Here is a 3,569-nt window from a genome sequence, read left to right as displayed (position 1 = left end):
AACATGTTCTTATGTTCTTTTGTCTAAAAATATATATTAAAAAGGTTCTATGTCTAAAAATATGCATACCTTTGCAAACGAATTATGGGAAATCAGCAGAGTTCGCCGATACTGGCACTACAGCAACAGCGTCTGCTGCTCCAATTGGAGTATCAGACGGAGAAGGAGGCCTTTCGCAAGCAGACCGAGGAGATGGGGCTGCAGCGGAAGGTGAAGCGTGGTGATGCCTGGTATCCGCTGAAGATGGGCAGGAGTTACTATAATTCACTCAATCAGCTGGTCGTAGAGGTATTCCGGCAGGGCGATGATGACGAGATAGAGCATAATTTCGAATTCGGGCGGCCCGTGTGCTTTTTCCGGGTGGATTCCGAAAAATCCAAAGAGGCCATCCGCTACTTCAACTTCACAGCAACTGTCAGCTATGTGGACGGCGACCGTATGGTGGTGGCTGTGCCTGATGACGGTCATCTGATTGATGTGCAGGGAGCGGAGAACGTGGGCATCCAACTCTTCTTCGACGAGACGAGCTATAAGATGATGTTCGAGGCCCTCGACCGTGTGATGAAGGCCAAGGGACGTCTGGGCTATCTGCGAGACCTCTTCTATTCTCACCAGAAGGCCGAGACATTCAGCTTCGCCCCGATGCGTTTCCCCTATCTGAACCGTACTCAGGAAGAGGCGGTGAACAAGGTTCTGTGGGCGAAGGATGTGGCTGTGGTCCACGGACCTCCAGGCACAGGCAAGACGACAACCCTCGTCGAGGCCATCTATGAAACCCTACGGCGGGAGAGTCAGGTGCTGGTCTGTGCGCAGAGTAACATGGCTGTCGACTGGATATCCGAGAAGCTTGTCGACCGTGGAGTCAACGTATTAAGAATAGGTAATCCCACGCGTGTCAACGACAAGATGCTCTCGTTTACCTACGAGCGACGCTTCGAGGCTCATCCTGATTATGAACTGCTTTGGTCTATCCGCAAGGCTATCCGTGAGTTGCGTGCCCATCGGAAACGGGGTGATGACAAATACCACCAGAAGCTGGAACGCCTCAAGGAACGTGCCATAGAACTTGAGATACGCATCAATGCCCAACTCTTCGGAGAGGCCCGTGTCATTGCCTCTACTCTTGTGGGAAGCAGCAGCCGACTGTTGGAGGGACAGAAGTTCGGCACCTTATTTATAGATGAGGCGGCACAGGCTTTGGAGGCTGCCTGCTGGATACCCATCCGGCGGGTGTCGAGAGTGATACTGGCTGGCGACCATTGTCAGCTGCCTCCGACGGTGAAGAGCATCGCAGCCCTGAAAGGCGGACTCGGCAAGACCCTTATGGAGCGCATCGTGGAGAACAAACCCGAAGTGGTGACCCTGCTGAAGATGCAGTATCGTATGAACGAGGAGATCATGCGCTTCTCTTCCGACTGGTTCTATGGCAACCAGGTGGAGAGTGCTCCTGAGGTGAAATACCGCAGCATTCTCGACCTCGATATTCCGATGACGTGGGTGGATACAAGTCAGTTTACAGTTGACGGTTTACAGTTTACAGAGGAATTCGTGGGTGAGAGTTTCGGACGCATCAACAAGGCTGAGGCGGAACTGACGCTGCTTGTATTGGAGAATTATTTCTCAAAGATCGGTAAGCAGCGCATCCTTGACGAGCGTCTCGACGTTGGTATCATTTCACCCTATCGGGCTCAGGTGCAGCATCTGCGACGACTGATCAAGAAACGTGAGTTCTTCAAGCCCTACCGCAGTCTGATCAGCGTAAATACCGTTGATGGTTTTCAGGGACAGGAGCGCGACATCATCCTCATCTCACTGGTGCGAGCCAACGATGAAGGACAGATTGGATTCCTCCGTGACCTGCGCCGTATGAACGTCGCCATCACCCGTGCCAGGATGAAACTGATCATTCTTGGCGATGCATCGACCATGACCCGTCATCCATTCTACAAAAAACTCTACGATTATATCGAAGCGCTCTGATTTAACTCCTTTTAACTGTTAGAACTTCTTGAACTTCCTAATTCTTCGTACCTTTGCAGCAAGTATGATATAACAGCGCAATGATTGAAATACAAAAAGTAACAACGAAAAAGGAACTCAAACAGTTTGTACAATTCTATTATGACCTCTACCGGGATAGTGACTATGCAGTTCCTTTCCTCTATTTTGATGAGATAGCAACGCTCGACAGGCAGAAGAACCCGTCGTTCGACTATTGTGAGGCCGATTATTTTCTGGCTAGGAAGAAAGGCCAGATTGTCGGTCGTGTGGCTGCCATCATCAACCGTCGTGCCAACGAACGGTGGCAGAGTCGGCAGGTGCGTTTCGGATGGTTCGACTTCATTGACGACGTGGAGGTGTCCTCTGCCCTTCTGCAGACAGTGGAAGAGTGGGGGCGTGAGCGCGGCATGACGGAGATGATCGGTCCGATGAGCTTCATCGACACCGACCGCGAGGGCATGCTTGTCGAGGGCTTTGAAGAGCTTGCATCGATGTATATCAACTATAACTACCCCTACTATCCGAAACACATGGAGCAGCTGGGCACGTTTGAGAAAGCCAACGACTGGGTGGAGGCGAAGGTGAAGGTGCCCGAGGTGGTGCCGGAGAAGTTCTCGAAGGTCACAGAGATGGTGCGCAAGCGCTATAACCTCCGTGTCCATAAGTTCACCCGTCATGAGCTGATGAAGGAGGGCAAGGCTCAAGAGATATTCAACCTGCTTAATACCACCTACAAGGATCTCTACGGCTTTTGCACCCTCACCGACAAGCAGATTGACCTGCTGGCGAACAATTATATCAAATTGGCCGACCTGAATCTGGTGACAGGTATCGTTGATGCCTCCGACAACGACCGTCTGGTGGGCTTTGGCATCACCTTCCCCTCGTTCTCACGGGCTCTACAGAAGACGCGCGACGGTCATCTGTTCCCCTTCGGCTGGTGGCATCTGCTCAAGATCCTGAAGTGGCACAAGACCCCTATCGTCGACCTCCTGCTTATTGGCGTGCTGCCTGAGTACCGTTCCAAAGGTGCCAACGGGCTTATCTTCGACGACCTCATCCGTCAGTTCCAGCGCTACGGCTTCGAATGGGCTGATACGGGTCCGATGATGGAGACCAATGATGGTGTGCTTGGCCAGTGGCAGTATCTGGAGTCTGTCATCCACCGTCGTCATCGCTGTTACAAGAAAACATTATAAGCTATGGATAATATGACATGGGAGTTTGTTCTCCGCATTTTTGTGGCTGCCCTTTTGGGAGGAGCCATTGGTTTGGAACGTGAGTACAGGGCGAAGGAAGCGGGCTTCCGCACCCATTTCCTAGTGGCTCTGGGCTCGGCTTTGTTTATGGTTGTGTCGGCTTATGGCTTCGAGGGAGCCATGCACACTCCTGAGCATCGATGGGACGTGTCGCGTGTGGCGGCACAGGTCGTTTCAGGTATCGGTTTCATTGGTGCCGGTACCATTATCTTCCATAAGAGTGAGAACGTGGTTCGTGGACTGACAACGGCTGCAGGATTATGGGTGACGGCAGCCATCGGTCTGGCCTGTGGTGGTGGCATGTATATC

The 3,569-nt window shown here is 52.1% G+C and carries 3 protein-coding genes; all 3 read left to right on the top strand.

Features of this window, described 5'->3' with window-relative positions; translation table 11 throughout:
* Positions 1 to 84: 84 nt before the first annotated feature.
* Entirely contained in the window at positions 85 to 1,980 is a 1,896-nt protein-coding gene (locus Q0R57_RS14590; protein WP_294749218.1) for an AAA domain-containing protein, read from the top strand.
* Between the two features lie 80 nt (positions 1,981 to 2,060).
* On the top strand, positions 2,061 to 3,200 hold the full coding sequence (locus Q0R57_RS14585; RefSeq protein WP_294749215.1) for an N-acetyltransferase: 1,140 nt from the start codon (positions 2,061 to 2,063) through the stop codon (positions 3,198 to 3,200).
* 3 nt (positions 3,201 to 3,203) lie between these two features.
* Positions 3,204 to 3,569: MgtC/SapB family protein (locus Q0R57_RS14580; RefSeq protein WP_294749213.1), on the top strand; the 366-nt coding region annotated here is incomplete at its 3' end.

Origin of the sequence: uncultured Prevotella sp., assembly GCF_946407605.1 — a bacterium.
In the GTDB taxonomy this organism is placed as follows: domain Bacteria; phylum Bacteroidota; class Bacteroidia; order Bacteroidales; family Bacteroidaceae; genus Prevotella.
The sequence above is the reverse complement of the archived record's forward strand: the minus strand, read 5'-3'. Positions and strand labels throughout refer to the sequence as shown.

Excerpts from the sequence above, each read along its gene's own strand:
- Q0R57_RS14590 (WP_294749218.1), top strand. The coding sequence starts at position 85 with ATGGGAAATCAGCAGAGTTCGCCGATACTGGCACTACAGCAACAGCGT.
- Q0R57_RS14585 (WP_294749215.1), top strand. The coding sequence starts at position 2,061 with ATGATTGAAATACAAAAAGTAACAACGAAAAAGGAACTCAAACAGTTT.